At 41.5% G+C, this 26,416-nt stretch carries 22 protein-coding genes and 6 pseudogenes; 25 read left to right on the top strand and 3 right to left on the bottom strand.

The genetic code is table 11. The annotated features are described in order from the left end of the window. Window positions 1-30: 30 nt before the first annotated feature. The 23 genes and pseudogenes from Q9R36_RS16835 to hpf all read left to right on the top strand — a co-directional run bounded on the left by Q9R36_RS16835 (window position 31) and on the right by hpf (window position 20,929). A complete protein-coding gene (locus tag Q9R36_RS16835) occupies window positions 31-591 on the top strand; it encodes a DUF6470 family protein (RefSeq protein ID WP_311225575.1) in 561 nt (186 codons plus the stop codon). A gap of 17 nt (window positions 592-608) precedes the next feature. Then, window positions 609-1,040, top strand: coding sequence for a flagellar assembly protein FliW (fliW, locus tag Q9R36_RS16840; protein ID WP_311225576.1), 432 nt, complete (start codon window positions 609-611; stop codon window positions 1,038-1,040). Continuing rightward, window positions 1,041-1,274: a carbon storage regulator CsrA gene (gene csrA, locus Q9R36_RS16845; protein ID WP_311225577.1), complete on the top strand. Its 234-nt coding sequence runs from the start codon at window positions 1,041-1,043 to the stop codon at window positions 1,272-1,274. 142 nt (window positions 1,275-1,416) lie between these two features. Continuing rightward, window positions 1,417-1,773 (top strand): annotated as a pseudogene (locus Q9R36_RS26215) (flagellin N-terminal helical domain-containing protein); the annotation flags it as partial. A 912-nt stretch (window positions 1,774-2,685) separates the two neighbouring features. Next, window positions 2,686-2,838: pseudogene (locus Q9R36_RS26220) on the top strand (flagellin); the annotation flags it as partial. A 357-nt stretch (window positions 2,839-3,195) separates the two neighbouring features. Continuing rightward, window positions 3,196-3,309 (top strand): annotated as a pseudogene (locus Q9R36_RS16855) (flagellin); the annotation flags it as partial. 441 nt (window positions 3,310-3,750) lie between these two features. Beyond that, window positions 3,751-3,963 (top strand): hypothetical protein, encoded by a 213-nt coding sequence (locus Q9R36_RS16860; protein ID WP_174751972.1) that lies wholly within the window; start codon window positions 3,751-3,753, stop codon window positions 3,961-3,963. 132 nt (window positions 3,964-4,095) lie between these two features. After that, window positions 4,096-4,395 (top strand): hypothetical protein, encoded by a 300-nt coding sequence (locus Q9R36_RS16865; RefSeq protein WP_311225579.1) that lies wholly within the window; start codon window positions 4,096-4,098, stop codon window positions 4,393-4,395. Between the two features lie 254 nt (window positions 4,396-4,649). Next, complete coding sequence (locus Q9R36_RS16870; RefSeq protein ID WP_311225580.1) at window positions 4,650-5,519, top strand: tyrosine-type recombinase/integrase; 870 nt, start codon at window positions 4,650-4,652, stop codon at window positions 5,517-5,519. Between the two features lie 652 nt (window positions 5,520-6,171). After that, window positions 6,172-6,648 (top strand): hypothetical protein, encoded by a 477-nt coding sequence (locus Q9R36_RS16875; RefSeq protein ID WP_311225581.1) that lies wholly within the window; start codon window positions 6,172-6,174, stop codon window positions 6,646-6,648. A 96-nt stretch (window positions 6,649-6,744) separates the two neighbouring features. Further along, on the top strand, window positions 6,745-9,324 hold the full coding sequence (locus Q9R36_RS16880; RefSeq protein WP_311225582.1) for a hypothetical protein: 2,580 nt from the start codon (window positions 6,745-6,747) through the stop codon (window positions 9,322-9,324). 140 nt (window positions 9,325-9,464) lie between these two features. After that, window positions 9,465-10,322, top strand: coding sequence for a tyrosine-type recombinase/integrase (locus tag Q9R36_RS16885; RefSeq protein WP_311225583.1), 858 nt, complete (start codon window positions 9,465-9,467; stop codon window positions 10,320-10,322). 14 nt (window positions 10,323-10,336) lie between these two features. Beyond that, the gene (locus tag Q9R36_RS16890) at window positions 10,337-11,110 is read left to right on the top strand and encodes a hypothetical protein (RefSeq protein WP_311225584.1); all 774 of its coding nucleotides are present in this window, start codon (window positions 10,337-10,339) and stop codon (window positions 11,108-11,110) included. A 259-nt stretch (window positions 11,111-11,369) separates the two neighbouring features. Continuing rightward, on the top strand, window positions 11,370-13,007 hold the full coding sequence (locus Q9R36_RS16895; RefSeq protein WP_396137122.1) for a flagellin N-terminal helical domain-containing protein: 1,638 nt from the start codon (window positions 11,370-11,372) through the stop codon (window positions 13,005-13,007). Between the two features lie 341 nt (window positions 13,008-13,348). After that, window positions 13,349-13,465: pseudogene (locus Q9R36_RS16900) on the top strand (flagellin); the annotation flags it as partial. A 619-nt stretch (window positions 13,466-14,084) separates the two neighbouring features. After that, window positions 14,085-14,492: pseudogene (locus Q9R36_RS16905) on the top strand (flagellin N-terminal helical domain-containing protein); the annotation flags it as partial. Window positions 14,493-16,031: 1,539 nt separating this feature from the next. Then, window positions 16,032-16,292 (top strand): annotated as a pseudogene (locus Q9R36_RS16910) (flagellin); the annotation flags it as partial. A gap of 188 nt (window positions 16,293-16,480) precedes the next feature. Beyond that, window positions 16,481-16,843, top strand: a complete 363-nt coding sequence (gene flaG / locus Q9R36_RS16915) for a flagellar protein FlaG (RefSeq protein ID WP_311225586.1) — start codon at window positions 16,481-16,483, stop codon at window positions 16,841-16,843. A gap of 16 nt (window positions 16,844-16,859) precedes the next feature. Continuing rightward, a complete protein-coding gene (gene fliD / locus Q9R36_RS16920; protein ID WP_311225587.1) occupies window positions 16,860-18,956 on the top strand; it encodes a flagellar filament capping protein FliD in 2,097 nt (698 codons plus the stop codon). A 42-nt stretch (window positions 18,957-18,998) separates the two neighbouring features. Next, window positions 18,999-19,400 carry a flagellar export chaperone FliS gene (fliS, locus tag Q9R36_RS16925; RefSeq protein ID WP_311225588.1) on the top strand — a complete coding sequence of 134 codons (402 nt, stop codon included), beginning with the start codon at window positions 18,999-19,001 and terminating at the stop codon, window positions 19,398-19,400. Beyond that, window positions 19,400-19,741 carry a flagellar protein FliT gene (gene fliT / locus Q9R36_RS16930; protein ID WP_311225589.1) on the top strand — a complete coding sequence of 114 codons (342 nt, stop codon included), beginning with the start codon at window positions 19,400-19,402 and terminating at the stop codon, window positions 19,739-19,741. Before fliS ends, fliT begins: the two co-directional genes overlap by 1 nt. An 8-nt stretch (window positions 19,742-19,749) precedes the next feature. Next, on the top strand, window positions 19,750-20,136 hold the full coding sequence (locus Q9R36_RS16935) for a DUF8042 domain-containing protein (protein ID WP_129613333.1): 387 nt from the start codon (window positions 19,750-19,752) through the stop codon (window positions 20,134-20,136). 238 nt (window positions 20,137-20,374) lie between these two features. Then, window positions 20,375-20,929, top strand: coding sequence for a ribosome hibernation-promoting factor, HPF/YfiA family (gene hpf, locus Q9R36_RS16940; RefSeq protein ID WP_094768487.1), 555 nt, complete (start codon window positions 20,375-20,377; stop codon window positions 20,927-20,929). A 457-nt stretch (window positions 20,930-21,386) separates the two neighbouring features. Here hpf and Q9R36_RS16945 read toward each other — a convergent pair whose 3' ends face one another. Continuing rightward, complete coding sequence (locus Q9R36_RS16945) at window positions 21,387-21,776, bottom strand: sporulation protein (protein ID WP_306009926.1); 390 nt, start codon at window positions 21,774-21,776, stop codon at window positions 21,387-21,389. A gap of 710 nt (window positions 21,777-22,486) precedes the next feature. Between Q9R36_RS16945 and Q9R36_RS16950 the strand changes: the two genes are divergently transcribed. Beyond that, entirely contained in the window at window positions 22,487-23,059 is a 573-nt protein-coding gene (locus Q9R36_RS16950; protein WP_311225590.1) for a chromate transporter, read from the top strand. Continuing rightward, entirely contained in the window at window positions 23,056-23,586 is a 531-nt protein-coding gene (locus Q9R36_RS16955) for a chromate transporter (RefSeq protein ID WP_224902637.1), read from the top strand. The genes Q9R36_RS16950 and Q9R36_RS16955 overlap by 4 nt, the downstream gene beginning before the upstream one ends. A 44-nt stretch (window positions 23,587-23,630) precedes the next feature. Here the strand turns inward: Q9R36_RS16955 and Q9R36_RS16960 are convergent, their stop codons facing one another. Together Q9R36_RS16960 and Q9R36_RS16965 are read right to left on the bottom strand one after the other, a co-directional pair. After that, the gene (locus Q9R36_RS16960; RefSeq protein WP_311225591.1) at window positions 23,631-25,289 is read right to left on the bottom strand and encodes a methyl-accepting chemotaxis protein; all 1,659 of its coding nucleotides are present in this window, start codon (window positions 25,287-25,289) and stop codon (window positions 23,631-23,633) included. 13 nt (window positions 25,290-25,302) lie between these two features. Then, the gene (locus Q9R36_RS16965; protein WP_311225592.1) at window positions 25,303-26,295 is read right to left on the bottom strand and encodes a BMP family lipoprotein; all 993 of its coding nucleotides are present in this window, start codon (window positions 26,293-26,295) and stop codon (window positions 25,303-25,305) included. Between the last annotated feature and the right edge of the window lie 121 nt (window positions 26,296-26,416).

Consider the following 26,416-nt stretch of genomic DNA (forward strand, 5'->3'; position numbering starts at 1 on the left):
AGCTTTTTTTCATAGAGAGGAGCGGAGAAGATGAATGTGCCTCAAATAAGGCTGGAATCCAGCTTTATAAGGCTTGGCCTTAATATTGAAAAACCTGTACAGGAAATACAACAGCCGCAGGCAATTCAGTCGATTGAACAGCCGCAGGCAAAGCTGGAGATTGAAACGATCCCGGGAAGGCTGACCATTGATCAGACAAAAGCAAGGGAAGATGTGGATCTCAAGTCGCTCAGTGTACGAGTCGCCGAGTCTGCTCAAAACGGCTATCAGGACTGGCTGTCAGGCCTTGAGCGGAGAGCGGCAGAAGGCAGTGAACTGATGAAAATTGAAAATGGAGGCAATCCTATTCCAGGACAGGCGAAGGCGAACAGTGAAGGGCCGGAAAAGCAGTTCAATATCGGTTGGCTGCCGTCCCATTTCAGTGTGAAGCTGCAATATGAGCCGGCACAAGTCAAAATTAACGCCACACCGCAAAAGCCGGTCATCAGCGCAGAAACTCAAAAGCCAATTCATCATTATACACCTGGGAAAGTCATACCCGAGGTACTCGAAAAAAACAGCCTGACAATCGACTTTGTCAGCAATGTATAAAGGAAAGTGGTGATAGCATGAAACTGCTAACAAAATTTCATGGAGAATTAGAAATAAACGAGGAAAAAGTCATTCATTTTAATGCTGGGATACCAGGGTTTGTCGAGGAGAAGGAATTCTGCATCCTGCCGATAGAACAAACACCACTATTCGTATTGCAGTCTGTAAAGTCTTCTGAAACAGCCTTTATCCTGACAGACCCCTTCAGCTTTTTTACAGACTATGAATTTAATCTGCCGGAAGAGGTGACCGAGGCATTATCCATTTCATCTGATAAGGACGTTGCCGTATTTGCCATCTTAACCGTTCAGGAGCCTTTTGAAAAAACAACCGCCAACCTCCAGGCGCCGGTCATCATTAACCAGATAGAAAAACAAGGCAAGCAAGTCATCCTGAATGGAACTTCCTACACAACTAAACATTTGCTTATAACCAAGGAGGGGAAATAAATGCTCGTCCTCACCCGCAAAACAAAAGAATCGATCATGCTGAATGACGATATAGAAATCACGATTGTGTCGATTGACGGTGATCAGGTCAAACTCGGCATCAATGCCCCTAGGAACGTAGAGATACACAGAAAAGAGATTTATCTCTCCATCCAGCAGGAAAATAGCAGCGCCACCAAAACAGAAAGCGAGCTACTGGGCAGCCTTACCTCCTTCTTTAGACAAAAAAACTAAAAAACTTTTATTTTTTGTTAAACATTGTCTTAACTAGCCGATATTAACTATGTAACCAGCTAACCTAAAGGCGGCCGACTTTAGACCAGCTGAAAAATTAACCACATGGATGTGGGACAAACACTCAAGGAGGAAAATAGTAATGAGAATTAATCATAATATTGCTGCTTTGAATACTTATCGTCAGTTGAATAGTGCTTCAACTGCACAAGGTAAATCAATGGAGAAGCTTTCTTCAGGTCTTCGAATTAACAAAGCTGGAGATGATGCAGCAGGTCTAGCAATCTCTGAAAAAATGCGTGGGCAAATTCGTGGATTGGACCAAGCATCTAAAAATGCCCAAGACGGAATCTCTATGATTCAAACTGCTGAAGGTGCTTTGAACGAAACTCATGATATTCTACAGCGTATGAGAGAACTTGCTGTTCAGGCTGGTAACGATACTAACACCACAACAGATCGTGAAGAAATTCAAAAAGAAATTAATCAATTAACATCTGAAATTAACAGAGTAGGTAACACTACTGAGTTTAATACCCAAAAGTTATTAGACGGTTCTGCTAGTTCTAAAGCTTTAACACAAGGAACTACTGGTTCAAACTTAGTTAATGTGGACAATATTACTGCAAGTGGTGTAGACAATGGAAACTATACTCTAAGTGTAGAACATGTAGCAGCAGCTAAAGATGCAACTGTTGGAAACGATGCTAAGAATGCTGGAAATAATGCTAGTGGAGCAGATATCACTTTCGCATCATCAGTAAATGCTGGTCGTACAGCAGGGGATATCGCATATGAAGGTACTGTTTATGTTACCGTAACAGGTGCAGGAGCAGCGGGCGCCGCTACCTTAAGCTTCGGAACAACAGAAGGTGGAAATGACCTAGGTGAAGATATTTCTTGGGCTACATCCGGTACTGCAATTGCTCTAACTGGTGATGCTGATGGCGTTGAATTCACACTAACTAACGGTTTAGCTGCTAACTCATTAGCAGCTGGGGATAAGTTTACTTTTGAAATTACAAAAGCTGATACACAAGACCACTATGAGGCATCTATTGGTGGGGGTTCGGCTACATCATTTAGTAATAGTACCGACGGCGTGACAGTAAATGTTGCTGGCGGTGGTTCAGTATCTTTTGATTCTGGAAACCTAGCGGCTTTAACAGCAGGAAATACTGAAACAATTGCTCTTTCCGTAGCTGAAGGTACAGGAAAACAGTTCCAAATTGGTGCTAATCAATATCAAAGCTTTGGAATTAATATCCAAGATATGCGAGCTGGTGCACTTGAATTAACAGGTTCAGGTAGCGGGTATACAAATAATGCAGGTGTTACAAATGGAACATCTAACAATAATCAATTTAGTGGCTTAAGTGTTGCAACTCATTCGGATGCAGCTAATGCAGTAACTGTTATTAATAATGCTATTGAATCTGTATCTGGTGAACGTTCTAAACTAGGTGCATACCAAAACCGCTTAGAACACACAATCAACAACCTAAACACATCTTCTGAAAACCTAACTGCTGCGGAGTCTCGTATCCGTGACGTAGATTATGCTTTAGCTGCCTAAACAGTGACAAGCACAGTCGTCCTAGCTGGTAACGGCTAGAGATCATAATCGGGTGAATTGCTGGAAACCCCTTAGAGCTTTTCTTGCCACAACGTAGTTGGAAACGACAGGCGTGATGGCTTGATAAAAGAAAAGATTGGGCAATCAGCAGCCAAGCTCCTGTCTCGAAAGAGTGGAGAAGGTTCAACGACTAGGATAGACCATCTAAGGCGAAAGCTATGGTGATGAAATCCATAGGTGAAACAATTTATCATCAGTATTGTGAATCCGAAGTGCCCGGCCCCTACTAGAAAGCTAGAGGGTGAAGATATAGTCTGGTCATTTGTGAAAGCAAATGTTCGCACGATGGCGAAAGAAATGATGAACCAAACTAAGAATTCTATTCTTAGTCAAGCAGCACAAGCAATGTTGGCTCAAGCGAATAGCGCACCTCAAGGAGTTTTACAACTTCTAAGGTAAATATTCGAAGGGCGTCTTATCTAGCAATGGATAAGAGTATAACTGGGTGAATTGCTGGAACTTCCTAAAGCTTCACCAACCACAACGTAACTGGAAACGGTAAGCGTGAAGGTGTGAAAATGATGAGGATGAAACAATGGATAATCAGCAGCCAAGCTCCTGTGGGGAAACTCTGGAGAAGGTTCAACGACTAGAGAACACGGTCTAAGGCAAAGGCTATGACTATGAATCTCGTAGGGCAGTATAAGCTGTTCGAAGTGCCCAGCTCCATGATAATAATGGATGAAGATATAGTCTATTCTGTAATCGAAAGATACAGTCGCTAAGCAAGCGAACCAACAACCACAAGGAGTATTACAACTTCTTCGTTAATTTTAGATTATTTGAAAGGGACTCTGGCTTCGCTAGGGTCTTTTTTCTATTTTGGGAGGTATCAGTGATATGGAATTTTCAAAAGGTGATAGGGTTAAAATAGTACATATAAATTATAATCATAGCAAACGTGTTAACAAACCGATGCCTTCAATTTTAGGTATGAATGGTACCGTTCTTAAGCCTAGTTTAATGGAAGATAACGCTTATAACATAAAGCTTGATGATGGGAAATTGGTTCTATTATATGATGATGAAATAGAACTATTGTTCACTAACTAAATTGGAGTAACCGCATTAATAATAAAATCAAGCATATATCATAATATTGAGCATTCATGTACTTGATGTTCGTCATACTGGGGCTTCTCTCTTTGGAGGGAAGTCTTTTTCTATTTTGGAGGAGGAGAAAAGATGATGCACTTAGACTGGTTTGTAAGAACAATGAAAAAGACATTTAACATTGAAGTCAAAAGAGAGGATGTAGGCTACGAAGCCCATGATTTCTATCATGAAGAAATTGATGATTTGCTCATCCCAGCGGAACACTTAGAAAAGCTACCCAACCCATTGCTCATTGAAGCAATTTCGTATGTAGATGAAAAAGGGTATGAGTGGATTGCTGGTTATGTGTTGAAAGAGGGAACAAGAGAGAAACTGTATGAAGTATGGATAAAAAATGGGGAACAAATTGCCTATGAGATTTATGGTTGACTAAGCGAGGTTCACGACATTTCTTTCTGCAATCTCACGACAAAACTTATTGGACGTGTATCTAGTTTCGTAGAATGGATGAGTGGCAAAGAATTAGAATGCTTTCTGAATGAAAAAACTGCCGACATTATTATATAACTGTCGTGAGCGATTAAGAAAGGGACTGGAAAATGAATACAAAGAAAACGTAAAAGGCTATTGGTGTGTAACTACATACATCAATAGCCTTTTTTCATTTTGGAGGTGAATCATTCTTGGAGATAGCGGAGTTTGAGCAATGGCTCTTTACAGAGGGGAAAGCAGCCAAAACAATCGAATCCTATGTGAATGATGTCAAAGGATTTCAATCATATTTGCAAGAGAAATTGAAGGATGTACCAATTCTATCCCGCTTCTCATTTGTTAGGTACAAGGAACATTTGATGAAGGAGGGCTATGCCATTTCAACCATCAACAAAAAGATTAATAGCCTAAAAGTTTACAACGACTTTCTAAGAACCAAAGGACTTCTAAGTGAATCATTCATTCAGTTGAAACGGGATAGAATTAAAATTGCTGCTGGAAGTGAGGACAATGTGGATGCCCTTTCGGATGAACAAGTGGAAGAATTTCTATTTTTCGTTGAAAACAGAAACAAGGTTAGCACTCGTAACAAGCTGATTGTCTATTTGTTGCTATATACGGGTGTAAGGGTCAGTGAATTAGTTTCAATCAAGATTGTAGATATTGACTTTCTGACGAATCAATTATCGGTGATTGGAAAAGGCGGAAAGAGGCGTGAAATCGGTCTTAGACAAGATGTGCTTCAATTAGTAAGGGACTACATGAAGGAAGAGCGTTCTAGGTCTAATTTCAGCCATAGCGAATATCTGTTAGTAAGCCAGAGAGCAGAAAAAATGCATCGTGATGCAGTTAGGGATTGGCTAGCGAAGATTTCAAAAGAGCTAGGGTTCAAGCTATATCCTCATTTGTTTCGTCATACGTTTTGTACAAGGCTGTTGAAAAAAGGTGTAGACCTTACAACGGTTAGTAAAATCGCAGGTCATTCTACTGTGAATATGACAGCAAGATTCTACATTCAAACAACCAAGCAAGAGAAGATGGATGCGGTCAATCTACTATGAGGATGGCGGCATCCACTGCACAATGTTGTTCCTAAATGACTTTTGATTGGAGTGAAAACGATGAATACTAAGCAAATCCTAATCATCAAAAAAGTGGTATGTGCAATTTTAGTAATTACATTAGAAGAATTGTCTAAGAAACATAAAAGGTAAATGATTGTGATTTGTTTTCTTATGAATGAACAAGAATCCATTGTAGGTTCTTGTTTTTTTTTTTTTTTTGAAGCCCACTGACTTCCCAATGTAGAGTCAGAAGTGAAAGTAGGGAAACTTTGATGCTACTGACGCTACTCTAGCTAATTAGGGGGTTCATATGAATGGATGGGTATTTTGGTCGTCTCCAAGATGTGTCTAAAATGTGTCAGCCGGGATTAGTTAGTCCCTTAGTCTGTACGTCTGAATGATAAATAGTAAGAATTTTCAAACAGAAAAAGTTTAAAAATCATGATTGGAAAAACAAAAACTTCAAACGTAGAGGCTTAGCGACCGAGTACAAACGTCTAAAGAAAAATTTTTTTGATGTGCTTCAAACCCTTGGTAAATAAGGTTTTTGTCGATTTGTGTTATTTTTTCTGGTGCCTTAGTATGTTCCTTGTAACCAAGACAGACAAAAATAGTTCAAAAAAATGAAGCCTATTAGGAGGGTCAATAAATGAGTAAACGTCAATCCAAATTAGTTCGTCCTTCAAACAAAAATGTTTTAGATGAGGGTGCAAAAAAGGGAAAAATCCTTTCGGTAGAAGTTAAAGAGTTTGATAGTATCTATCATGGTTCAGGTAAGAGAGATGCCCTAAATATTAAAGTAGAATTTATTACCCGGAATGGTGAATTAATCCATTTGTACTATGCACCAACCATTACATGGTCACCGAAAGGAAGACTTATGAGATTGCTAGATGACTTAGATGCTGTTCCAGCGGAAGGGGAAGAACTAGATACTAATGGGCTGGTCGGTATGGACGTAACAGCAACGATTGAAAACGTGGAACGTGACAACATTGTTTATAGCAATATTGTAAGAATCCAGAAAAGAACAACTAGCATTCCATCCATGGCATCGAATGAAGAGGATAGTGAAATGATGAATCAACTGTTTGATGTTGATGACATTGTCTTTGAAGACATGTAATACCCTAACGAAGCAACAGTACCGACTATAGTGGCAATTGTTGCTATAGTCCCTAATGACGCTACATGCGACAAAAACAAAAAGGAGACGAACAAAATGACACAGACAGAAGCGGCAGCGACCAAAGAAATGATTATGGAATCTCTTTCTATGTTGAAACGAGATGGGGATGCAATAGAATTACGTATTTTGAAAACAGCAAAAGGTACAGTTAGCGGCTACTTCAACGATTATCAAGAATTGGCGGATGCTGCAGTGGAATACGATGGGAAGATTCCTGCAATCTATTTCACACTCAATCCAGTAAAACCTGACCTACTTTCAAGAGCGGCAAACCGAATTGTTCATCGTGCTAAACATACAACATCTGATGCCGACATTGAATGCAGACGATGGTTTCCGATTGATTTTGACCCAGTACGTCCGTCTGGTATTTCATCAACGGATGAAGAACATCAAGCTGCTCATACGCTGGCAAAAGAGGTACAACATTTTTTTACAGATAGAGGTTGGAGTGAACCTGTTGTAGCGGATAGCGGCAATGGTGCTCATCTCTTATATCCTATTAACCTACCAAACGATGATGAGAGTACCATGCTTATCAAACAAGCATTAGAAGCATTGGATTTCAAATTCAGTAACGAATCAGTCAATGTCGATAAGAGTGTATTTAATGCCGCTCGAATTTGGAAGCTTTATGGAACAATGGCTTGTAAAGGTGACCACACGGAGGAACGACCACATCGGTTGTCTCAAATCTTAACTTATCCAGAAGAACTTAAAGAAGTGTCATTGGAGCAGTTAAAGGCATTAGCAGATTTATGTCCAAAAATGCAGACCAAGGGGAAATCATCTTTCAAAAAGAGCAACACCGAAGAAGGGTTCAATCTGGAAGAATTCATTGAAGAACATGAATTAGATGTTGCCTTTTCCTCTCCTTGGAAGGATGGAGCAACTAAGTATGTATTGTCCACTTGTCCTTGGAATGAAAGTCATACAAATCAAAGTGCTTTTATCATCCGTTTTGCTAATGGTGGGATTGCAGCAGGATGCCATCATAACAGCTGTTCAGAAGAAAACTGGCAAACATTACGAAAAAAGTTTGAACCAAATTGGAATCCATCATCCCATAATGAAGAATCAAAAAAGGAATCGCAAGCAGATATTTTAATTCGAGCGAGTGATACAGCCGAGTTCTTTCAAAATGATTTGGGAGAAGCCTTTGCAGCCGTAACTATCAATAGTCATAAAGAAGTATTAAAGGTGAAAAGTAAGAAATTCAAAATGTGGCTTACGAAGCAATTCTATGATTCTACGAAAAAAGCTCCAACAAGCGATGCCATGAATCAAGCACTTGGAGTCATGGAAATGAAAGCAGCCTTCGAAGGAGACGAACATAGTTTACAGTTACGAGTGGCAGAAAAAGAAGGTGCATTTTACTATGACTTAGCGAATGAGGATTGGAGTGTTGTAAAGGTGGAGCCCCATTCTTGCCAAGTATTGAAAGACGCTCCTATCCTATTTACTCGCAATAAGAATACAAAAGCTCAAGTTATGCCTGATTTTGCTGGTGACTTGAAGCTATTACTAAATCACATACGAATTAAGAATGAAGATGACCAAATTCTGTATCTTACTTATGTTGTCACATGCCTTATTCCGAGTATTCCGCATTCTGTACTAGTATTCAGTGGTGAAAAGGGAGCGTCCAAGTCTACTTCTATGCGATTGACAAGACAAGTAGTTGACCCTGCTGTACAAGATTTATTGACGATGCCTAATAGTTTGCAAGACTTGTCATTGGCATTGTCTAACAACTATATGCCATCTTTTGATAATTTGGATGGTTTATCAGCCGAAAAAAGTGACCTATTATGTATTGCTTCTACTGGTGGTGGTTTTAGTAAGAGGACATTGTTTACAGATGATGATGAAACTCTTTTAGACCTTCGCAGATGTGTTGGATTGACTGGTATCAATGTAGTGGTCACAAGAGCAGATTTGATTGACCGTTCTATCATCATTGAGTTAGACCGTATTCCAGAAGATGAACGGAAAGAAGAACGTGATGTGTGGGAAGCATTTGAAAAAGATAGAGCATCCATAGTAGGCGGAGCTTTACAGGCATTAGCAAACGCAATGGCTATCTATCCAAGCGTGAAATTGAACAAACTTCCACGGATGGCTGATTTTACTCGATGGGGTTATGCGATTGCAGAAGTCTTAGGCTATGGAGGAGAACGCTTTTTACAAGCCTACCGTAAAAATCGTAATCAATCCAATGAAGAAGCTATTTCTTCACATCCAGTAGCCGCTACAGTTGTTGCTCTTATGAAGGAAAATCAATCGTGGTCAGGTTCCGTTGCTAGTTTGCTTGGTGAACTGGAACGTGTAGCCGAACAAGAAAAAATTAATACCAAGGTCAAAACATTCCCAAAAGCGGCTCACATCTTAAGCAGAAGGCTAAAGGAAGTGAAGTCCAATTTAGAAGATGTAGGGATTACTTTTGAAATTCGCCATGCAGGAGATTCCAAAAAGGTAACCATTCAAAAGTCTGGTAGTAATGTTGTTCCAATTCGTCCTCAACAAGGAACGTTAAAACTGACAGGAACCGATTCAAATGAAGCCACAGAAGCCGAACTGTCGAAGGATTACGATGAATTTGCGGGATGGTAATCATCCTATTGTCCCAACAGTAGTGTCAGTAGCGAAAGAAGGGTTGCTACTGACGCTATGTGAGGTTAGTTCTACCCGAATCAAAACAAGAATCCAAAAATATATTATTAACTTGAATGAATTGGAAAGGGGATATTTACATGTTATTTATGGAATCAGTTGAACTGTTTGGAAAGTACCAAGCAAACATTGAGCGAAGCCCAGTTACGATAAAAGCCTATCACGAAGATTTATCACTTCTGAACCGTTACCTAGAAGAGAAATATAACAGTCGAGTTTATTTAGAGGACATTACACAAGAAGATGTTGAGGAATATCTTTATTATCTTAAGGATGTTAAGGGTTATCAACCCATTAGCCGAAAACGTGTGTTAGGAAGTATGCGGTCATTCTTTGGCTATGCCTACAAAAGCGAATGGTGTGACAAGAATGTTACCGTAAGACTTGAGCCAATCAAATGCCAACAAAAGGAGCGGCAGTATCTTTCTGAGGAAGAGGTTAATCAATTTGTGAATGCCATCCAACATGACCTTGCCCGTTTAGTCGCACAAACCCTTTATTACACAGGAATGCGTATTTCTGAATGCTTGAACCTTCAAGGTGACGATGTGGATTTGGAAGAGAATCTGATTCACATTAGGCATGGAAAGGGCAACAAAGACCGCTTTGTTCCAATCAATTCAAAATTGAAGGAGTTGCTTGTGGACTACACGAAGAACTGGAGAGTGAATTCTAACTATTTCTTTGCTACGAGAAACACAGGCACATTTTCAAAAACGAGAGTATCCAAGATTTTTAAAGATACGAATCGGGCATTAGGATGGAAAAAGAATGTGACTGCACACATTCTTCGTCATTCATTCGCATCTAAGTTAGTAAAAAATGATGTTCATTTAGTCAAGATTTCAAAACTATTAGGACACAGTAGTCTGAAAACAACAAGTATCTATGTCCATAGTAATATGGATGATTTGAAAGATGCTGTTAATACGCTGTAAAGGAGAGGGTGAGAATGGCTAAAGCGGAACCGTTGCAACCTATTTACGATGTCAAGGTTAAAGGAATCTTAAAACTGCTAGAAGAAGGATTTTCAAGGGAAGAGGTGGCTGAACAGTATCGCTATTCAACCTATCGTTCGATGGATAGCTATATGAGTCGTAAGAATTTTGTTTGGGACAAGCGAAAAGGAACCTATGTACCAGCGGATGCTTTGAAAGTTTCAATGGAAACAATGGTAAATTTCCCATCGGACAGAGTCCGAAGAATTGTGATGGAACTGAACAAGGAAGGAGCAGATTTGAAGGAGGTTGCATTAAAGCTAGGATTCGAAAATCATTTGGAAATGGCTTCTTATATGAAATCAAAAGGATTTGAATGGTCACAGGAAGCAGGGAATTATCTTCCTACTTCCCCGACAATGCCGAATAATAGGGAAGAGGTTGCTGTTGCCAGTACTGACGCTTCACTGGAGAGTTCTCTTTCTATCGGGAATGGTGGCATCGAACATTTTCTGCCTTTACTTGAATGGTTAGCTTCGAACAAGGATGGTTTGCAAAATCTTTTAGGAGCGTCAGTAGCGACAGGACAAATTCCCCGCTTTACTCTTCAAGGGTTGTTTGTGACAAAATCAGTCCACATGACGAATACACTTGACCAAATGGTTCGAGACTTTAGCAAGGAAAAGAACATCAATCAGCGGGAAATTTTCGAAGTCGCTTTGATTGAGTTCTTTCAGAAGTACGGTTATGAGCGAGAAGTCGAGACATTGTTACAGCAAAATGCCTAGCAAATGGGTTTCTAATGGAAGAAACGAAGAACAGTGCTAATGGTTTCCTAATGACCTGCTGTTTTTCGTTCTTCCATTTTTTTATGATTCCCTAATGTTTTGGAACGAGTTCTTTCCATTCTATTTGGTTTTCCTAATGATGCAACTTCACTTTCTGCAAATTCTTTGAGTTACATGGGTTTCTTGGTTAGGGAGATTTTTGATTTTCGAGGTTACTTTTCGTCAGTTGAACACTGCTTCAACTAACCAATCTAAATCTATGGAAAAACTAGCTTCAGGTCTTCGTATCAACAAAGCTGGAGACGATGCAGCCGGTTTAGCAATCTCTGAAAAAATGCGTGGACAAATACGCGGTTTGGATATGGCTTCTAAAAATGCTCAAGATGGAATTTCTCTAATTTCAACTGCTGAAGGAGCATTAAACGAAACTCACGATATCCTACAACGTATGCGTGAGCTTTCTGTGCAATCTTCAAATGATACTAACACTGCAGATGACCGTGCAGAAATCCAAAAAGAAGTTTCTCAACTTCAAAAAGAAATTACACGTATTGGTGATACTACAGAGTTTAACACCCAAAAATTACTGGATGGATCTAAGGGTGCAAAAACTACTAGTGCTGATTTAACTGGTGGTGTTGCTGTTGACGTAACTGGAGGCATAAACCTTAGAGACGGCGCAGAAGTAAAAAATAATTCATTTTCATTAACAATTAGTGCTGGGGCAACAAAGACTGCGGATCTTTCAGTAGAAGTTAAAGAAGGAAATTATAAGGATGCTGTAGAATTTACTGTAGCAGTAGAACAAGCGATTAAAGACGCAGCTAAGGCATACGATGATGCGAATGGTGGTACCGCTGCTACAACTGCTGTTAAGGATTTAAAATTAAACTTTGAAGTAGATACTGATAAGTTTGAGGCAGATGGAACTACACCAAATACAGCATTTGGTGAAGTAACTTTCTCGTTTTCTAATAAAAGTACAACCAATGATTTTTCACTGAGTGGTAGTACAACAGCAGGAAATGATGTGTTTTCAGAAAATTTAAGGTTTGGAACTTCTGCAGTATCGGTTGCTAAAACTGCTGATGCAACTAAACCTACTGTTGTTCCCGCAGGTTCTTCTTCAAGTGAAAATAGTGTGAAAAACTTATCAGATAATTTTAAAGTTAAATTAGAAGATGGTATTGCTTCGCCTGAAAAAGTAAATAATGAGCTTAAACTTTCAATGGACGGTATAAATCTAACTGCTTCAATTGCTGAGGGTTCTTATGATACTGAAGCAGCATTGGCTACAGCTGTTAAGGATTCTATTGTGGCTGCAGTAAATGCTATAACTCAAGGGTCTGGAGAAGGCGAAATATCTACTGAACAATTAGAAGCGAAAGGTTTTAGAGGAAGTTCTGCACTTGATGATTATAAAGCATCACTTACAACTGCTGACCTTAAAGTAGCATTTAATGATGAAGGAAAATTAACTATTAGCAATAGCGCAGAAATGAAGATTGATGAAACTTCAAATGCAGCTAATACTCTTGGATTAACCAATGTAAATGCTGATATTAAAAACTCTGGTATTTCACTTCAAATTGGAGCTAACTCTGGTCAAGCAATGAAAATTGACATTAGCGATATGAGATCAGAAGCAATCGGTAGCACTAAATTTAATGGTGTTGAGAAATTTGTTAGTGACATTAATGTATCTACAGAAGAAGGAGCTCAACAAGCTACTGATATCTTGGATAAGGCAATTTCTCAAGTATCTGCTGAACGTTCTAAACTTGGTGCATTCCAAAACCGTTTAGAGCACACAATCAACAACTTAGGAACATCTTCTGAAAACCTAACAGCTGCGGAATCTCGTATCCGTGACGTAGATTATGCTTTAGCTGCCTAGGCAGTGACAAGCACAGTCGTCCTAGCTGGTAACGGCTAGAGATCATTATCGGGTGAATTGCTGGAAACCCCTTAGAGCTTTTCTTGCCACAACGTAGTTGGAAACGACAAGCGTGATGGTTTGATAAAAGAAAAGATTGGGCAATCAGCAGCCAAGCTCCTGTCTCGAAAGAGTGGAGAAGGTTCAACGACTAGGATAAACCATCTAAGGCAAAAGCTATGGTGATGAAATCCGTAGGTGAAACAATGGTCATCAGCATTGTGAATCCGAAGTGCCCGGCCCCTACTAGTTCGCTAGAGGGTGAAGATATAGTCTGGTCATTTATGAAAGTAAATGTTCGCACGATGGCGAAAGAAATGATGAACCAAACTAAGAACTCTATTCTTTCTCAAGCAGCACAAGCAATGTTGGCTCAATCGAATCAGATGCCTCAAGGAGTTTTACAACTCTTGAGATAATGATTAGAGGGCGTCTAGCTTGGTAACGAGTTAGAGTATAACTGGGTGAATTGCTGGAACTTCCTAAAGCTTCATCAACCACAACGTAACTGGAAACGGTCAGCGTGATGGTGTGAAAATGATGAGGATGAAACAATGGATAATCAGCAGCCAAGCTCCTGTGAGGAAACTCTGGAGAAGGTTCAACGACTAGGGAAAACGATCTAAGGCGGATGCTAAGATTATGAATCTCGTAGGGCAGCAAATGCTGTTCGAAGTGCCCAGCTCCATGAAAACATGGATGAAGATATAGTCTATTCTATGACTGAAAGGCATAGCGGCAAAGCAAGCCAACCAACAACCACAAGGAGTTCTTCAACTTCTTCGTTAATATTAATATTATTGAAAGAGGCTCTAGTTTTGCTAGGGTCTCTTTTTCAATAAAGGTAATGATAAATTTATGTTCGGCCCCATGATACAACAATATTGTTAATAATCCACAGTTCTGTATCTATCTCCTCTTAGTTACAAAAATAACTCCAACCCTATTTAAACACTTATTTATTGATCAATCCCCTTAACTCTCCCCAAACTTATCCGATAAATATAAGAGAATCTAAAAATAATAGGTGTGTTTAAAATGATCATAAACCATAATATTAGTGCTTTGCGCAGTGTAAATCGCCTTAAGAATCAGGAGGGAAAGCTTGCCCTGAATATGGAGAAGCTGTCATCAGGTTTGAGAATAAATACTGCAGCTGATGACTCGGCAGGACTAGCAATTTCCGAAAAAATGCGTGCTCAAATTCGCGGTCTGGGACAAGCTCAAAGGAATGTTCAAGATGGACTTGCATTGCTGGATACAGCTGAAGGAGCATTATCACAAATATTAAATCCCCCTTTGCAAAGAATAAGAGAACTAGTAATTCAAGCAGAAAATGATACCCTCACAAAATCGGATCGCATGGAAATACAAAAGGAAATTGATGAGCTAAAAAGCAGTATCAATGATATATCCCAAAATACTCATTTTAATGGTAAAAATTTAATTGATGGCAGTTTCAATGGGGAAAAATCTGTTTTAAGGGAAGCGGAACCTGCTAAAGTCTTTGGCTCTGTTGATCTTTCACATGGATTTACAATCGTCCAGGGGGATAATGATAGATTAGACATCCATATAGATGATGTTTCAACGTTTGTTCAAGTAGAAGAAGGTTCTTATACGGCAGATGAGTTACTGGATGAAATAAATCGTAAATTCATGGATAAAAATATTAAGGTCACAGCTTCTTATCAGAAACAACAATTAATTCTAAATCATATGATCCCCGGCAAAGACTCTAAAATTACAAATTTATCCGGAAATCTTGTAGAGAGTATTTTTTTATCGGTTAAACCAGGTCAAGATTTTCAGGCATTCACTAGAGTATCAGTGACAAGCAAAAGCAATTTCAACAATGCCAATCCTGCTTATAGCACCATTATTGAAGGAGTCAATGACACTCTTACTTTTAACGTTGATAATGAGAATTATGAAATTACACTTACAGCTGGTACATACGGAAATAGGCAACAAATAAAAGATGAAATAAATGTAAGAATAAGTGAAAGTGGGGCGCAGGTCCAGTTTTCTAGCTATGTGATTCCAGGAGGTACCTTAGCTATTAATCAGTTAGAACATATTGCCGGGGGAGAGAAGCAAATAAGTAATATTGGTGGGAATGCTGCTTCATTTCTATTTAACTATAAATGGAGTGACGAGTGGTTACGAGGAAATAGCAATTTAAGTGATGGCATCATTATTAATGAAGGACAAAATGATATTCTGGAACTTAAGATAGATGACAGTCAGTATGTATTTCAATTGAAAGCAGGGACTTATTCCTCGCAAGAGCTAATAGAAGAGCTGAACGGCCATTTTTCTAGTGAAAACATAAAGTTAAAAGCATCTATTGAGCAAGGGTACTCAGATGAGAGATTAGCTGTTGATGGTTATGATATCAAAGTTCTTGAAATTAAAAGAACGTCTGCCAGCACTGGCAATGTTAACGCCATTCAGTTCGCGGGAAGTGCGTTTACTGGTTTATTTATGAATATAAACCAGGGTACTGAAATACCAGAACAATCTTTCAGCATTTTAGGAAATTCCGACCTATCCTCGGGGTTACTGATCGAGGAAGGTGTAAATGATACTTTGGGTTTTTATGTAGATGAGAACGAAAAGACAATCCTAATGGAATCAGGTAATTATACATCGGAAGAGCTTTTAGTTGAACTTAATGCCAAGTTATTGGAAGTGAACTCAGGAGTAACAGCATTATATGAAAATGGTCAGCTATTATTGAACCATGATACTCCAGGCTCTAACCATAAGATAAATCGGCTTGCTGGGAATGCATTTACATCGCTTTTTCTTTCACAAGAAAAAGGTGCGGATGAGGTTTTGAGTGAACCCAGAACTATGCAACTGCAAATCGGAGCAAATGAGGGACAAAGTTTTTCGTTAACACTCATGGATACACAAACCGCTGCTTTAGGTTTGAAGGATTTGTCGGTGCTTGAGGCTAATGCTCGAAGTGGCGCTTTAAATATAATCGATTATGCTATTGGGTTGATTTCATCTGAACGCTCCTTGATTGGAGCTTACCATAACCGTTTAAATTATACAGTTAACAATTTAGAAACATACTCTGAAAATTTAACAGGTGCAGAATCTCGCATAAGAGATGCCGATTTAGCAAAGGAAATGATGGCACAAACAAAGAATTCTATTCTTTCTCAAGCAGCACAGGCAATGCTGGCTCAATCTAATCAAGTGCCACAAGGGGTTCTTCAGCTTCTCCGTTAGTTTAATTTTTATGTAAAAGAGACTCTATTTGTACTAGGGTCTCTTTATTTCAGCTATGAGGTTAATATATTTTACCGATGTTTACTTTTCCTAGGGTAGTTACCTTAGAAAAGGGGAGTATTTACCCTAAAATATTGTTTGTTCCTGCCGATATAATTACCATGAACACTAGAATAGGAGGATCCTCCATGATCGAGAGGCTTTCAGGGCAAAGCGTTGTCCCCTATTCACCTAGAACAACATCTTTAGACAAAGCGGTAACGCAGGTAAATATAGAACAAGATATTGTTATTTCAACAGAACAACATACTTATCGAAATGAAGATAGCAAAGAAAAGCTCGGTGATATTATCGAGGGAATGAATGAGTTTTTACAGCCCTCAAATACTTCCCTTAAATTCGAGCTTCATGAAAAATTAAATGAGTATTACGTTACAATTGTAGATAATGATACTCACGAGGTTGTGAAGGAGATTCCTTCAAAAAAAATGCTTGATATGTATGCTGCCATGACAGAGTTTGTCGGGCTGGTGGTTGATAAAAAGATATAAAGGCGGGTGACCAATCTTGGTTAGGATCGGTGGATTGGCAAGTGGCATGGACATAGATCAGCTTGTGTCGGATTTAATGAAGGCTGAGCGGATGCCTTTGGATAAGATGAAGCAGAAGAAGCAAGTGATGGAATGGCAGCGGGATGATTACCGCTCAATGAACACGCTCCTTCTTAATTTTAGGACAGAGCTTACGCAAATGAAGCTTTCAACAAGTTATCGGGCGCGCTCTACTTCTTCAACAAATGAATCGAAAGTGACAGCAACGGCAACAAGTGCAGCAGCATTGGCTTCTTATTCGATATCAAATGTGAAGAGATTAGCATCGGCTGCTACAAAGGTTAATACAGGGGCACTTGCTGCGGACGGTAAAAAGATCGACGCAAGCAAATCGCTGAGTGAAAGTTCCGGCAGCTTTGCAGAAGCTATTGATTGGAAACCAGGCAGTGTTGAAACGAAAAACATCACTCCAACAGAAGCAGGAAAAGAATTTTCCCTGGGTCTGGCAGAAGGAGTTAAGCTTGCTACAGGTACAACAAGCTCTATGAATGTTAAGGTTAATGGAAAATCCTATGGAGTCGTAACAGACCTTAATCAATTAAACGAGAATAATGTCTATGTCGACACAGAAAATGGGAAATTAACCTTCAAGAATTCTATTGATAAAAGCAGCTCCATTAAGGTGGATTATATCGCTGATAAAAAGATTGATACTTTTTCTTTTACGGATGATGCAAGCAGTTTTACTCTATCAAAGGGACAGCCGAGCTCTATATCATCCATTGTCATAACCAATAAAGATCTGCAAGCCTCTTCTTATAATGTAGTAACTGATGGAAATAATGGTTTATGGACCATTACGGATAGTTCAGATAAGAAAGTTGGCTCTGTTGACCCTGCTACCGGAAAAGTCATGTTCGACGGAATCAACTTAAAGGATACTAGTGTTAAAGTAGAATATCAGCAAAATTATTTTAATTTCAATGTTAGCTCACATACTTCTAAAGGATATGTTTCTGAGAACTTTAACATCCAGAGTTCAGAGTCCCTTAATAATGTCATTAACAAAGTAAATACCTCATCTGCAGGTGTTACTATGTTTTATGATTCATATACAGATAAAGTCACTTTAACTCGGACGGAAACTGGCAACTTCCATGGCTTGGAATCAAATCCGGTTGATAAGGATGGGAACCCAATTACAAGAACGTCAGCGGATGAAGAGATTGTCACTTCCGGCCAGTTCATCGAAAATGTTCTTAAGTTCTCTGGAGCACCAGAAAAAGGCGGGGACAACGCAGTCTTCACTATTAACGGCCTTGAAACAGAACGAAACTCGAACACCTTCGATATCAGCGGAGTCACCTTCACTTTAAAGCAGATCTTCTCAGATGCGCCAGTTGATATTACTATCAGCAATAATACGAATGATATCTATGAGAATATTAAAGGTTTTGTAGACAAGTACAATGAACTAATTGGAAAAATTCAGGGTGAGATTTCTGAGGAGAAATATAAATCCTACACACCGCTCACTGACGAACAGCGAGAGCAGCTATCTGATAAGCAGCAGGAACAGTGGGAAGAGAAAGCGAAAAGCGGTACACTGCGCAGAGATCCAACTCTTACAAGCCTTCTTACACAAATGAGGACGGACTTTTACACTTCTGTCAACAGTGAAGGAATTAACCCACTTTATAAACAGCTTTCGGCTATTGGTATTAAAACGACAGCTAACTATCTCGAAGGTGGTAAGCTCGAGATTAATGAGGCGGAACTTAAAAAGGCGATTGAGGCAGATCCAGCTTCAGTTGAAAAGCTATTTAACGCATCTGGAACAACTAATGATCAAAAGGGAATCGTTCAGCGACTGTATGATACAGTGAATACTTCAATGGAGAAAGTCAAGCTGAAAGCCGGAAACTCTTTTTCCACGAATCAGCAGTTTACGATGGGCAAGCAGCTTGATAGTCTTAACCAGAGCATTGACCGCTTCGAAGACCGGCTGACGCAAATTGAGGACCGTTACTGGTCCCAATTCACAGCCATGGAAAAAGCCATCCAGCGCTCCAACGAGCAGATGGCATACTTAATGCAGCAATTCGGAGGATAATCACCGCCACTGGGAATACAGTTTTGAAAGGAAGTGTCCTTAATGGCCACAAAGAATCCATATCAATCATATCAGCAGAACTCGGTTACGACGGCTTCGCCTGGGGAGCTGACGCTTATGCTTTATAATGGCTGCCTGAAATTCATTGTTCAGGCGAAGAAGGCGATTGCTGATAAGAATATTGAAGCGAAGAATACAAATATCCAGAAGGCGCAGAACATCATCAGGGAATTGATGGTGACGCTCAATATGGATCAGGAAGTGTCTCAGAATATGATGTCGCTCTATGACTATATGAACCGCCAGCTGATTGAGGCGAATTTGAAAAGTGATGCAGCGATTTTAGATGAGGTGGAAGGCCTTGTGACTGAGTTCCGTGATACTTGGAAAGAGGTCATCCAGGTGAACCGCCAGAAGCAGTTCAGCCAGGCGGGGCAGATTTAATGAGCACTGTTGAACGGCTGTATGTTTTAACGGCTGGGCTGATTGAAAAGCTGGAGCAGGGAGACGAACGCGACGAAAAGATAGGCTGGATTGAAGCTGCCCTTGAAGAGCGGGAGCAGCTGATGAAGGAGGTCCAGCCGCCGTATTCAGAAGGGGAAAAGGCACTCGGGAAAAAGCTGCTTGACCTCAATATCCGATTGTCACAGCTGCTGCAGAAGGAAAAGGCGATGATCCAGAAGGATATCAAAGGCTTGTCCATTAAGAAGGAATCGAACAATAAATATGTGAATCCATATCAGTCGATGGCAACGGACGGTATGTTTTACGATAAACGAAAATAGGTGACCCCATGTTAAAGCTGAAAGAAGAACAGCATATTCTGGTAAAGGAATACCAGGATCTGCTTGATACCGTTGAAGAAGCCTTCGAATACATAGTTGAAAGCTTCACGAATTTAGAAAAGACAGAAGGCGATACACTGCTGGTTGATATTTTTCACGCCCTGCCGCAGATTGCCTCTGTCAATGAGCAGCTGAGCCAGCTGTTCGAGAATCATTCTTCGATTGAGAAAGTGCTTGCTGTGTTTGATGTGGTGGCTGAAAAAGCGGAGCTCCTGGAAGGGAATTTCGAGAATGCGGAGAAAAAGCAGCAGATCATCCGTGAACAGCTTTATCCTGCCTTTGCCGCCTGGAGCGTCATGATCCAGCAGGAGCTTAAGCCTTATACACAATCCTGACCGCTATAATGGAGCGGTCTTTTTTCTTTTAGATAAGATGGTAGCTGAATCGACACGCTTTCGACAAATGTTTTCAAATTATCTGAACGTTTTTGCAGGACTTTTCTGGGGTACAGTAGAATTATATTTACATAGTCTTAATAAAATTTTAAGGCTAGGCTTTTTCAGGGAGCGGCAGCTTAAAGGCCGCGGACGCCTGTGAGAGCTTTACTGTATAATGAAAAGGAGGAGTTCATCTATGAATTATAACATTCGTGGTGAAAACATTGAGGTAACTCCAGCGATTAGAGAATACGTAGAGAAGAAGATTGCGAAACTGGAAAAATATTTTACTGAAACTCCTGATGCAAATGTACATGTAAACTTAAAAACGTATAATAATAACCGCTCCAAAGTGGAAGTGACCATTCCGATGCAGAATCTGGTGCTCCGCGCTGAGGAGGATCATGAAGATATGTATGCGGCCATCGATTTGATTGTGGATAAGCTGGAACGGCAGATCCGCAAGCACAAAACGAAGGTGAACCGCAAGTTCCGTGAGAAGGGAAGCCCGACGCTGATGTTTGCTTCTTTTGATGAGCCGGAGGCGCCGGTCCTGGAAGAAGAGGATAATGAGCTTGAAGTTGTCCGCCAGAAGAGCTTCGACCTGAAGCCGATGGACAACGAAGAGGCCATCCTGCAGATGAACCTTCTCGGCCACAGCTTCTATGTGTTCACGAATGCGGAAACGAATCGCACCAATGTTGTCTATAAGCGTAAAGACGGCCGCTACGGCCTGATTGAAGCTCAATAATGATAAAGAGACCCTGCTCCCGATTGGAGCAGGGTCTTATTATTTAGATGACTTAGGCAGCGGTACGCTTTCTCTTTTTCCCGCACCTGACACATTGATCATTATAATAGCTGTATTTATGGTTCTTTAAAAAGAAACAATAGAGGGACTTCAACTTCAAGGCCGTTCACTCCTTCGAATGTTATACCCTCTACTATACTATAAAACCGGGAAAAAACCTTCCTTTTATCCTAAAAAAATTACATTAAGTGGATAAATATTCTTTATAAAGAAAAAGTCAAAATGTTCTTTATGTCGAATTTTGAGGTTTTTTGAAAGCTGGAATGAACGAGCTATACCCGCGGCGGTTTTTTAATCTCCCGTGCGGATGCAGCCTGATAGCCGGTTTCGGCGATGCTCACAAGGGCCGCGGCCATGATGAGCTGTTTTATGTGCCTTATATTCACGTTTTCCTCCATTAAGCTTGAATAATAGTGATTTCATCTAAATCTGCACTTTTAACGCCTTCGTTAAAGATCATCCGCGTTTTAAAACGGTATGAGCGCTTTTTGCCGGACGGCTGCAGGGTCTCCGGCAGAGTGAAGTGGAACGGCATATGGTTGCACTCATCCGATTCAATTTTTTTTGTAGTCAGGATGGTGGTAGAGTCTACTACACTCTCTCCAGTTTCATCAGTGACAACCAGGTCGCACTCAATACGTTTGATCTGCTGGTCGATTGTGCCTCCCTCAATGTTGAAATAACCGCAAATGCTCTCGCCCGGATGGTAGCTCAGCTTTGGCAATATAAGGTCAATCCTCGCCGACCCGACACCGATCAATGACATATACTTTCGTAAAAGCAACATAAATCTCTCCTATTAGTTTTTTTGTGTTTTATTATTTTGTTAGTCTTTGGATGTCCTGTTTAAACTTCTTTTGGAAATTTCTCTGGTTACATTCTCTGCTCCTTCTGGCATTCCAGCCACAAAGCTCTTTTCTTTTCATATGCACACCAGCAGGGATTTACCACACTTGTCTGCCAAAAAAGGCGCCTGTCCTGCAATGAGAAGAGGCCTTTGCCATGCTGGGATCATCCAGCGCGGCAAAGGCCTCTTTGAGTGCATAAATAAAGACCTTTGCCGTTCAGGCAAAGGTCTGGCTAACAGAATCAATTCTGCCAGCAAAGCCGAGAGCGGACGCTCTGTAATGACGACTATGCTGTAAAAGCTACTCCCCTTTGTGGGAGACGTGCTATGAATTTATAGGTTTATTGTACAAAATATCGCCGGGAAAATCAATTGTTTTCACCAGGTGTTCTAATGATTTTTTAATTCTATTTAGGAAATCGAGCTTAGTATGTGCAAATGGCAGCCTTTTTATTTACCAGCCTTGTCCTGGTCAACGGAACCATTGCTGCATGGTAATGAAATAAAGTAAATGGATAGGCAAACCAGTTATAGAGCGTTATAATTAGAAAATAATAATAATTAGGGCAGCCCTCCTGACATTGTGCCGGGAGGGCTGCCGGATGCCTGTTCGTCAGGCAGGCCGGAAAGGATGAAAAGGTGAATCAGTCATGAAGCATGCAGACATATTCTTAGCCTTTTTCAGAGTTGGAATCCTGGGCTATGGCGGGGGACCATCCTCTATTCCGCTCGTCCATAAAGAAGTGGTGGATAAATATAAATGGATGGATTCAGATGAGTTCGGCGATGTGCTTGCGCTCGGCAACGCGCTTCCGGGACCGATTGCCACGAAGATGGCCGGCTATATTGGCTTTCGGGTTGCGGGTGTTTGGGGAATGCTGAATGCCATCATTGCGACGATCGTGCCGACGATCATCCTGATGGTGCTGCTCCTGACCGTATTGAATTCTTATAAAGATCAGCCTTGGGTGCAGGGGATGTCAACGGCGGTTGTGCCTGTCGTTGCTGTGATGCTCGGCACTTTGACCTGGGATTTTGTGAAAAAATCAGTCAAATCGAATCTCGGCTGGGGCTGGACACTGCTTTTTGTGGCCGGAAGCCTGGTTGTATTAGAGGTCCTGAACGTTCATCCTGCAATCATTATTATCGGTTTATTGCTCGGGGCGCTCCTTAAAAAGGATAGGGCTGGCAAAAATGCGGAAAAGGAGAAAAGCTCAGCATGATTTATATCCAGATATTTTTAGCGTTTTTCATCCCCGGAATCCTGGGCTATGGCGGCGGCCCGGCTTCCATCCCGCTGGTTGAGAATGAAGTGGTCGACCGCTATGACTGGCTCAGCACAAGTGAGTTCAGTGAGATGCTTGCTTTAGGAAACACACTTCCCGGCCCGATTGCCACAAAGATGGCCGGCTATATTGGCTATGACCAGGCAGGTGTTCTGGGTGCCGCGGTCGGTGTTTTTGCCACCGTTGCCCCGTCGCTGATCCTGATGATCGGCCTTCTCGGACTGCTGATGAAATACAAGGAATCGCCGCGCGTCAAGCGGATGACGGTCGTCATCAGACCGGTCATTGCCGTTCTTCTTGGGGTCATGACGTATGACTTCCTGTTTTCCTCTTACGAAGGTGCCGGCATATGGCAGACTCTCTTCATCGGTGTCGTCAGCCTGGTGCTTATGGAGAAGTTCAAGGTGCACCCTGCATATGTGATTGCCGGCTCGCTTGTTTATGGCGGGATATTTTTAGCATAATAGAAAAAAGAACCAAATCCAAATGGATTCGGTTCTTTTTTTAATTAATTTACTTTGAACTTTCCAAGCTCACGCTTCATTTCCTCAGTCAATGCTTCAAGTGCTGAGACCTTATCGCCGACCTGCTCGAAGGAGCGGAGCTGGGCATCGGTGGACGCAGAAATCTCTTCTGTCCCGGCGGCCGTTTCTTCTGTAACAGCAGACACATTCTCAATGGCCGCGATAACCTGCTGGCTCATGCCTGCGGATTTTTCCGTTCCTTCCGCAAGTGTTGTGAGCTGGTCGTAGATTCCGGCCACATGTCCGGCGATGGTGAAGAAGCTGTCTTCTGTTTCTTTTATGGACCCAAGCTGTTCATCGGTTAGCTTGCTGCCCAGCTCTGTTGCATTCAGTATGGTGGAAACTCCCTGCTTGATGCTTGAAACCATGCTGGTGATCAGGACGGTTGCTTTCGAGCTGTCATCTGCGAGCTTCCTTACCTCTTCCGCAACCACGGCAAAGCCTTTGCCTGCCTCGCCGGCACGGGCCGCTTCAATGGCTGCATTCAGTGCGAGCAGATTGGTCTGTTCTGCAATCTCTCTGACTGTATTGGCTGCATTCTCGATTTTGCCGGTATACTCAGCGAACTCCTGGACAGAAGTCTTGATTCCTTCTGATGAGCTGGAAAGCTGTCCGGCGAAGGCTGCCTGCTTTTCGAGTGACTTGCGGCCGTCATCGATGGAGCTCATTGCTTCCATGCTCGCCTGGAGTGAGTTCTGGCTTTCCTGCTGGACCACTGTAAAGTTGTCGCCCATGCTACGCATGAGCTCTGCGGTTGACTGGATATCCTCGGATATCGCCTGGCTTCCTTTAGCGAGCTCCTCGGTGGAAACAGCAACCTGGCTGCTGCTTTCTGTCACACTTTCCATATAGCCGGATACTTCTTTTGAAAAAGTGGACACTTGCTTTCCAACATTATCTATTGATTCTACGGTTGATTTTACATTCCCGATCATGTCGGCAAAAGCTGAGCGTAAAAGGTCTATTTCAAATTTGCTCGCAGGCTTTGCTCTTTGGAGCTCGATGGTCAAATCTCCCTTGGCGACCCGCCCTGCCTGCTGGACGATTTCATTGAGCGGCATTGTAATCTTTTTGGCTGCCAGCCATGAAAATCCTCCGGACAGAAGAATCAGCAGGATGCTGGCGATCAGGGATGATGTGACGATGAAGCCGATCTGTTTTTCCATATGGGCTGTCTTTGCTTCATACCACTCTTCTGCCTGCTTATCCAAAAAGTAAAAATCATTCATGATGCCTGCAATGCGGATGGACTGCCGCTTGATTTCCGGCTGGTTCCCGCTTGTAAGGGCGTCTCCGGCTTCTTTTGTTAAGGTGCTGAATTTATTTTCCGCTTTTGTGAAAGTGGCTTTCTGGTCTGCTTCACTTATGGCAGATTTCAGCTGTTTCATGTCTTCTTCAATTTTCCCGAGCATTCCGGCAGCTTCCTGCTTATTAGCGTCCGTGCCGGTCGCCGCTGCGCTCGCCAGTGATTGCCTGGCACTGACAAATTCACCGTTCAGGGTTTCTATCTGCAGCAGGACCTCTACATCCTCCCTGGAGGAGCTCTGAAGCTCAAGGATCTGGCTGATCATATAACCGATGATTACAGTTGATAAGATAAGGGGGATGATGGCAATCATCATCAGTCGGTTGCGCAATCTCATGGTGCAGCCTCCTTTATGGTTTAGTAGAATTTACGGTAATGTCGCCGGCAATGATTTCATCCTTGGCGGCAATAAGGGCTTTTTTCTGTTCTTCCGAGAATGGGAAGGCACGCAGTTCTGCAAGGCCGACGCCGTTTTCAGCAAGGCCGAGTACAAAAGAATGCTGTTCAATTTTACCTTTTTCTTTTAAAATCTTCGCGATGTCATACACTGCAACGTCAATATTTTTCAGCATGCTGGTGACAATGGCTTTTTCCGCGACAAAGAACTGATCAGAGTCGACTCCTGCTGCATGAACCCTTTTTTCCTGGGCTTTTTGGAGCGCGCCATAGCCGGTAAACCCGGCTGCTGGATAAATGAAATCCGCACCTTTGTTAATCTGTGATTCTGCAATCTTTCCGCCGAGCTCAGCAACGCTGAATGAGCCTGCGTATTCGGTTAAAATTTTGATATCAGGCTTTACATGCCTGGCACCCTGGATGAAGCCCTGTTCAAAATGGTGGATGACTTCTGCATCCTCACCGCCGATAAAGCCGAGTGTGTTCGATCTGCTGGCCATGGCTGCTGCCATTCCGACCAGGAAGCTGCCTTCATGCTCCTTAAATGTGATCGAAGCGATATTCGGCAATTCTGATACGGCATCAATCAGCAGAAATTGCTGTTTTGGATATTTTTTAGCGATTTTTTCAAGCGGCTCTTGTGCTGTAAAACCAAGGCCGATGACAAGGTCATTTTTTTCCTCGACAAGCGCTGTCAGCTTTTCTTCTGAATCTCCGTCTGGCGCTTCTTTATAATCAAACAGGACGCCCAGCTCATCACGGGCCCTTTCCAGGCCGCGGAAGGCCGAGTCATTGAAGGAGTCGTCCCCCAATCCTGTTTCGGACATTAAAATGCCAATCTTATATTCCTTTTCCTGCTTAACCTCCGCTGCATCACCCGGCAGCGAGCATCCTGCCAGCAGCAGAATGGCCAGCAGAAGCAGGCCTAACTTTTTCACCAATTCCATTCACCTCTATCAAAAAATTCTCACGTGAAGTATATCGACAGATTGTGACATTTATTTAGAAGGAAGAAAAAGGAGAAAACGTTTAGAGAAGCGAAAGAATATAAAGAGAGATTTTTAGGAG

It is taken from the genome of Bacillus sp. AG4(2022) (assembly GCF_031844465.1).
In the GTDB taxonomy this organism is placed as follows: Bacteria; Bacillota; Bacilli; order Bacillales; family Cytobacillaceae; genus Bacillus_AB; species Bacillus_AB infantis.

Coding starts and splice junctions, on each gene's coding strand:
- fliT (WP_311225589.1), top strand. CDS start 19,400: ATGAGCACTGTTGAACGGCTGTATGTTTTAACGGCTGGGCTGATTGAA.
- Q9R36_RS16955 (WP_224902637.1), top strand. CDS start 23,056: ATGATTTATATCCAGATATTTTTAGCGTTTTTCATCCCCGGAATCCTG.
- Q9R36_RS16885 (WP_311225583.1), top strand. CDS start 9,465: ATGTTATTTATGGAATCAGTTGAACTGTTTGGAAAGTACCAAGCAAAC.
- Q9R36_RS16945 (WP_306009926.1), bottom strand. CDS start 21,776: ATGTTGCTTTTACGAAAGTATATGTCATTGATCGGTGTCGGGTCGGCG.
- Q9R36_RS16880 (WP_311225582.1), top strand. CDS start 6,745: ATGACACAGACAGAAGCGGCAGCGACCAAAGAAATGATTATGGAATCT.
- Q9R36_RS16950 (WP_311225590.1), top strand. CDS start 22,487: ATGAAGCATGCAGACATATTCTTAGCCTTTTTCAGAGTTGGAATCCTG.
- Q9R36_RS16860 (WP_174751972.1), top strand. CDS start 3,751: ATGGAATTTTCAAAAGGTGATAGGGTTAAAATAGTACATATAAATTAT.
- Q9R36_RS16935 (WP_129613333.1), top strand. CDS start 19,750: ATGTTAAAGCTGAAAGAAGAACAGCATATTCTGGTAAAGGAATACCAG.
- Q9R36_RS16895 (WP_396137122.1), top strand. CDS start 11,370: ATGGAAAAACTAGCTTCAGGTCTTCGTATCAACAAAGCTGGAGACGAT.
- Q9R36_RS16890 (WP_311225584.1), top strand. CDS start 10,337: ATGGCTAAAGCGGAACCGTTGCAACCTATTTACGATGTCAAGGTTAAA.
- Q9R36_RS16875 (WP_311225581.1), top strand. CDS start 6,172: ATGAGTAAACGTCAATCCAAATTAGTTCGTCCTTCAAACAAAAATGTT.
- Q9R36_RS16965 (WP_311225592.1), bottom strand. CDS start 26,295: ATGGAATTGGTGAAAAAGTTAGGCCTGCTTCTGCTGGCCATTCTGCTG.
- fliS (WP_311225588.1), top strand. CDS start 18,999: ATGGCCACAAAGAATCCATATCAATCATATCAGCAGAACTCGGTTACG.
- flaG (WP_311225586.1), top strand. CDS start 16,481: ATGATCGAGAGGCTTTCAGGGCAAAGCGTTGTCCCCTATTCACCTAGA.
- fliW (WP_311225576.1), top strand. CDS start 609: ATGAAACTGCTAACAAAATTTCATGGAGAATTAGAAATAAACGAGGAA.
- Q9R36_RS16865 (WP_311225579.1), top strand. CDS start 4,096: ATGATGCACTTAGACTGGTTTGTAAGAACAATGAAAAAGACATTTAAC.
- Q9R36_RS16960 (WP_311225591.1), bottom strand. CDS start 25,289: ATGAGATTGCGCAACCGACTGATGATGATTGCCATCATCCCCCTTATC.
- csrA (WP_311225577.1), top strand. CDS start 1,041: ATGCTCGTCCTCACCCGCAAAACAAAAGAATCGATCATGCTGAATGAC.
- hpf (WP_094768487.1), top strand. CDS start 20,375: ATGAATTATAACATTCGTGGTGAAAACATTGAGGTAACTCCAGCGATT.
- Q9R36_RS16835 (WP_311225575.1), top strand. CDS start 31: ATGAATGTGCCTCAAATAAGGCTGGAATCCAGCTTTATAAGGCTTGGC.